Consider the following 4,790-nt stretch of genomic DNA (forward strand, 5'->3'; position numbering starts at 1 on the left):
CCCCTAAAACGGTTCGCCCGGGGCCAGCCCGGGCGCGAACCGTCTGTAGAGCCGAGCCCACGCTCGGCTGCTTTCCCAGGGCGCTGCACACCTGCGCAGCCGAGCATGGGCTCGGCTCTACAACATCCTCAGCAGACGGTAGCGCTCAGCGGTGGCGCCAGGGCAGTACGGTCACGTGGATCATGGCCACCGCCCACAGCACCGAGCCATACATCCACCAGGTGCCGAAGCGGTCGGCGTAGCCCTTCCAGCAGGCGACACCCGCCGGTATCAATCCGATCAGGACCAGGGCTGCCAGTTGCATCAACCGCGGCTCCACGCAGCACGCCACGGCGACGGTACTGAAAACCGCAAGAATGAGTACCACGTTCCTGTGCACTGCCCACCCCCGGCATCGTGTCCTTCTGCCAGCAATCTAGCAGAACGGAAAAAGGGGCGGGGGAGCAGCCGAGCATGGGCTCGGCTCTACACCATCCCAGGCAGGCAGTAGCGCCGGGCCATGCCCGGCGGCTGCATCCCGGTGGGTACCGACCGTTGGTCGGTACTCTTCATCCCGGTAGGTACCGACCGTTGGTCGGTACTCTTCATCCCGGTGGGTACCGACCGTTGGTCGGTACGTTCTCCGTTACCGCACGTCCACCCACACCAGGTGGTGGTCGCTGCCGTCGGCGATCTTCGCTTCCGGGCTTTCATTGGCCGGCCAGAACACGCCGCTGCCGACGTACTCGAAGCCGGTCGAGGGCAGCACGTAGTCCAGGCGCATCGTGCCGGACTTCGGGCCGAAATCGCCGGTGGCATGGAACGGCGCACCCTTGCGCACGATGCCCTTGGCCGCATAGGCCAGGCTGGTCTGCTCGCCACCGATGCTGCGCGGGGTGGGGTAGCGCAGCACGCGCGCATTTTCGATCAGGTTGACGATGGCGTCGTGGCGGCCATCACCATCGACCGGATCGTTGTTCAGATCGCCGAAGATCACGAAGCGCGCATCCTGGGCCAGGCCGCCGCAGTGGCCCTTGTCATCGCACAGCCAGGGCTTGTCGCCGGCCGACAGGTATTCCTGCCACAGGCGCAGTTCGTCGTGGTTGCGCGCGGCATTGCGCTTTTCCGGGCCGTCGAACACCGGCGGGGTCGGGTGCGAGACCAGGGCGTGGACCACGCCGGCGGGGGTCTTCACCGGCACGTCCCAATGCGACTTCGAGGACAGGCGCAGCTGCGACCACACCTGGTCGTTGTAGAAGCTCTTGCCGGTGCGCGGGTCGACCGGACGGATCGCGCCGGGCATCGTGCTCCACTTCAGCAGCTGGAAGCTGCGCACCTTGGCTTCGTCGATCGGGTAGCGCGACAGCACCAGCATGCCGTACTGGCCCGGGTGCAGGCCGTAACCCCAGGCATCGTTGCCGCGGCTGCGGCCTTCTCCGCCTACTACGCCATTGCCGTCCAGGTCCAGGCCGCTGGGCACGCCGGTGTTGACCGGCGCCAGGTAGCGGTAGGCGAAGTGCAGCGGCTTGCCGCCACCGGGCTGGGCCACTTCCAGGTAGCGCTTCTGGAACAGGTCGGCGGCGCGGTGCGCGTCGTCGAAGTCGAACTCGTTCAACAGCACCAGGTCCGGGCGCACCTGCTGCAGCACCGCAGCGATCTTGCGCGCGTGCTCGCTGTCGCCTTCCAGTTCCTTGATCAGGCCGCCGGCATCATCCGAATACAGCGAGGTGTTGTAGGTGGCCAGGCGCAGCGTCGAGGACGGCTTTTCGGTCATCGCAGGGGACTTGGCGTAGGCGGGGGCGCTGGCGCCGCAGAGCAGGGCCAGGGCGAGGATCAGGGGATGGCGGCGGGTGATGTTCATGGGCCGTATTGTGCACCCGGCCCGGTGTCAGCGGTTTGTCAGCGTCCGTCCAGTTCGCTGTCGAAATCATGCCAGCGGCGGCCGTCGTAGGCCTCCAGCGGACGGTAGCGGCGCTTGTAGTCCATCTTCTGGTGGTCGCGGATCCAGTAGCCGAGGTAGAGGTGCGGCAGGCCCTCGCGGCGGGCCCACTCGATCTGCTGCAGGATGGCGAAGGTGCCCAGGCCGCGGGCGGCATGGTCCGGGTCGAAGAAGGTGTAGACCGCCGACAGGCCGTGCTCGGTCACGTCGGTCACCGCCACCCCCAGCAGCTGGCTGGGCTGGCCGTCGTGGCCGGGCAGGCGCATTTCCAGGAAGCGGGTATGCGACCAGCTGCCGATCAGGAACTGCTCGAACTCGTGCGGACCGTGATCATCCATGCCGCCGTTGGCATGGCGGTGGGTCAGGTAGCGGTGGTAGAGGTCGAACAGGTCCTGGCGCGGCATGGCGGCGGTGATGCGCACCTCCAGGTCGGCATTGCGCGCGGCGCAGCGGCGCTGGCTGCGGTCGGCGGCAAAGCGCGCCACCGGGATGCGCACGGCCACGCAGGCATGGCACTGCGCGCAGTGCGGGCGGTAGACCAGGTCACCACTGCGGCGGAAGCCCCAGCTCAGGGCCAGCGGGTACAGCCCACCCAGGCGGCGGTCCTGCGGATCCAGCACCAGATCGCGCGCAACGCGGTCCGACCAGTACCCGCAGGGGTGCTCGCCGGTCTGGAACAGTCTCAGTTCGTCGTCTCTGTCGCCGTGGATCGCCATGGGCACAGCATAGCCCCAGCGTGTCGCAATGGCCGCGACTGTCCGCCGGATGAACGGAACCGGCGTCTGCGTCAACCGATGCCGCGGCCAGGCGTTGTTGTCCCCCGAGGGTGAAGTGATCGCCTCGACGCAACACCGCAATCCCCCTACCAGGAGTGACTCCATGATCCGTACCCCCCTGCTGCTGGCCCTGCTGCTGGGCACCTCCGCCACCGGCATCGCCCTGGCCGCCGATACCCCGGCCACGGCCACGGCCGCGGCCAATGCCCCGGCGCAGCGCCATGCCAAGCTGGACACCAATGGCGATGGCGTCATCGACCGCAGCGAAGCCGCCGCCAACCCGCGCCTGGCCGCGAAGTTCGACGCGCTGGACAAGAACAAGGATGGCAAGCTGTCGCGTGACGAGCTGCCGCGCTGGAAGCATGGCCGTCGCGGTGGCCATGGCGCCTGGATGGCCAAGCTCGACGTGAACAAGGACGGCCGCATCAGCCGCGAGGAAGCCAAGGCCGACCCGCGCCTGGCGGCGCGTTTCGACCAGATGGACGTCAACAAGGACGGCTACCTGGACAAGGCCGACCGCGAGCTGCGCATGAAGCAGCACCGTGATGCCTGGTTCGCTGCCGCCGATACCAACAAGGATGGCCAGCTGAGCAAGGCCGAGTTCGATGCTGCCAAGGGCCCGATGCACGGCGGCCCGCGCCACGGCGGCCCGCGTGATGGCAACGCACCGAAGCCACCGCGCAACTGATCGCACGCACCCCAGGAACCTGCATCGCCGGCATCATGCCGGCGATGTTTGTTTGCGGGTCAGGCCAGCGATTCCAGCCAGTGCACGCCGGCGACGACCAGCAGCATCAACACGCAGCAACTGATGATCGCCGAGCGCCCGTACATGGATTCGTACACCCAGTTGCGGCCCGTGCGTCCGCGTCGCGCGTTGTCGCGGGCGATCAGTGGCGCCATGATCCGCTGCAGCGGCCCCAGGCACTGGTAGCTGACCACGCCCATGCCCAGCAGCAGCGACGAGGTCATCACCCACGTCGGCGCCTTCAGCATTTCGCCGATCAGCACCGCCAGGCAGGTGCCCATCGCGGTGAAGGTGCTGTAGCGCACGAAGCGCATGATCTGCGCCTGTTCGATCGCCGTTTCGGTGAAGCGCAGCAGGTAGCGCCCGCCGAGATAGCAGCCGACGAAGCCGCCGATCACCCCGCCGACCACCAGGCCAGCGTTGAAGCCGCTGCCGACCAGCGGGCTCTCGCCAATGGCTGCCGTCAGCGAGCCCAGCGCAGTACCACCGGCGGCGCTGACGCCGCCCAGGCCCAGCTTGCTGCCACCCACGCCCACGCCGGTACCCAGCAGTATCGCCGCGCTGGCCGTACCGGGCGCGGCGATCAGCACCATCGAAACCACCGTCGTCGCGAAGGCGGCGCTCGGCGCACTGCTGCGGGCGAATTCGCCGAAACGCTGCAACAGGCCGTCGCGTACCTGCGCGCGGGCACGTGACAGGCGCTTGCGCACGGCCGCGTCGCTCAGGCCCAGCAGGTCGGCCACCTGCTGCGAGCGCTGGCCCTCGCGGTAGTAGAGCAGCAGCACTTCGCGGCTGTCGGTGGGCAGGGCGGAGATGATGTCCTCGGCGGCCACTTCTTCTTCCAGCCGCTGCAGGCGGTCGGCGGCGCCGGGCGCGGGGTCGGCGGCCATGCCCAGGGCCACGTCGGCGGCGTCGCCGGTCAGCGGGCGGCCGCGCTGCGCGCGCAGCCAGTCGCGGGCCAGATTGCGGGTGATCTGCCGCAGCCACGGCAGGAAGCTGGTGGAACTGCGCAGCCGGTGCAGCTGCTGCCAGCCTTTGACGAAGGCCTCCTGGGCGATGTCCTCGCTGGCGTGGCGGTCGCGGGTGATCGCCAGGGCGATGGCGGTCACCGTGTTCTGGCAGGCCAGCACGATGCGCCCATACGCCTGCTGGCAGCCATCACTGGCAGCCGGCAGCTCGCGTTCCAGCGTCTCGTCGATCGTTGCAGCGAAGGTCGTCATGGCGGCAGCTCCTGCTGGGATTGTGTCCCAAGACGGCGCTGCGTGCAGTTTGTGACCGGTCCGCATCCCGGTAGCGCCGGGCCATGCCCGGCGGCTTGTCTGTCCGCTGCGCTCGCCGGGCATGGCCC

General features: G+C 68.6%; 5 protein-coding genes. 1 reads left to right on the plus strand and 4 read right to left on the minus strand.

Annotation, left to right across the window (positions count from 1 at the left end):
* Positions 1-145: 145 nt before the first annotated feature.
* From IAE41_RS21840 to IAE41_RS21850, 3 genes are all read right to left on the minus strand, one after another.
* Positions 146-304 carry a hypothetical protein gene (locus IAE41_RS21840; RefSeq protein ID WP_200734540.1) on the minus strand — a complete coding sequence of 53 codons (159 nt, stop codon included), beginning with the start codon at positions 302-304 and terminating at the stop codon, positions 146-148.
* 321 nt (positions 305-625) lie between these two features.
* Positions 626-1,840, minus strand: coding sequence for an endonuclease/exonuclease/phosphatase family protein (locus tag IAE41_RS21845; RefSeq protein ID WP_200734541.1), 1,215 nt, complete (start codon positions 1,838-1,840; stop codon positions 626-628).
* 38 nt (positions 1,841-1,878) lie between these two features.
* Complete coding sequence (locus IAE41_RS21850; protein WP_079221059.1) at positions 1,879-2,634, minus strand: arginyltransferase; 756 nt, start codon at positions 2,632-2,634, stop codon at positions 1,879-1,881.
* A 163-nt stretch (positions 2,635-2,797) separates the two neighbouring features.
* Between IAE41_RS21850 and IAE41_RS21855 the strand changes: the two genes are divergently transcribed.
* Entirely contained in the window at positions 2,798-3,382 is a 585-nt protein-coding gene (locus IAE41_RS21855; protein WP_200734542.1) for an EF-hand domain-containing protein, read from the plus strand.
* A gap of 59 nt (positions 3,383-3,441) precedes the next feature.
* On the opposite strand, the gene IAE41_RS21860 is transcribed toward IAE41_RS21855, so the two are convergent.
* A complete protein-coding gene (locus IAE41_RS21860; protein WP_200734543.1) occupies positions 3,442-4,662 on the minus strand; it encodes a sigma-70 family RNA polymerase sigma factor in 1,221 nt (406 codons plus the stop codon).
* Positions 4,663-4,790 lie beyond the last annotated feature (128 nt).

This window comes from Stenotrophomonas sp. S39, assembly GCF_016624665.1.
Classification (GTDB): domain Bacteria; phylum Pseudomonadota; class Gammaproteobacteria; order Xanthomonadales; family Xanthomonadaceae; genus Stenotrophomonas.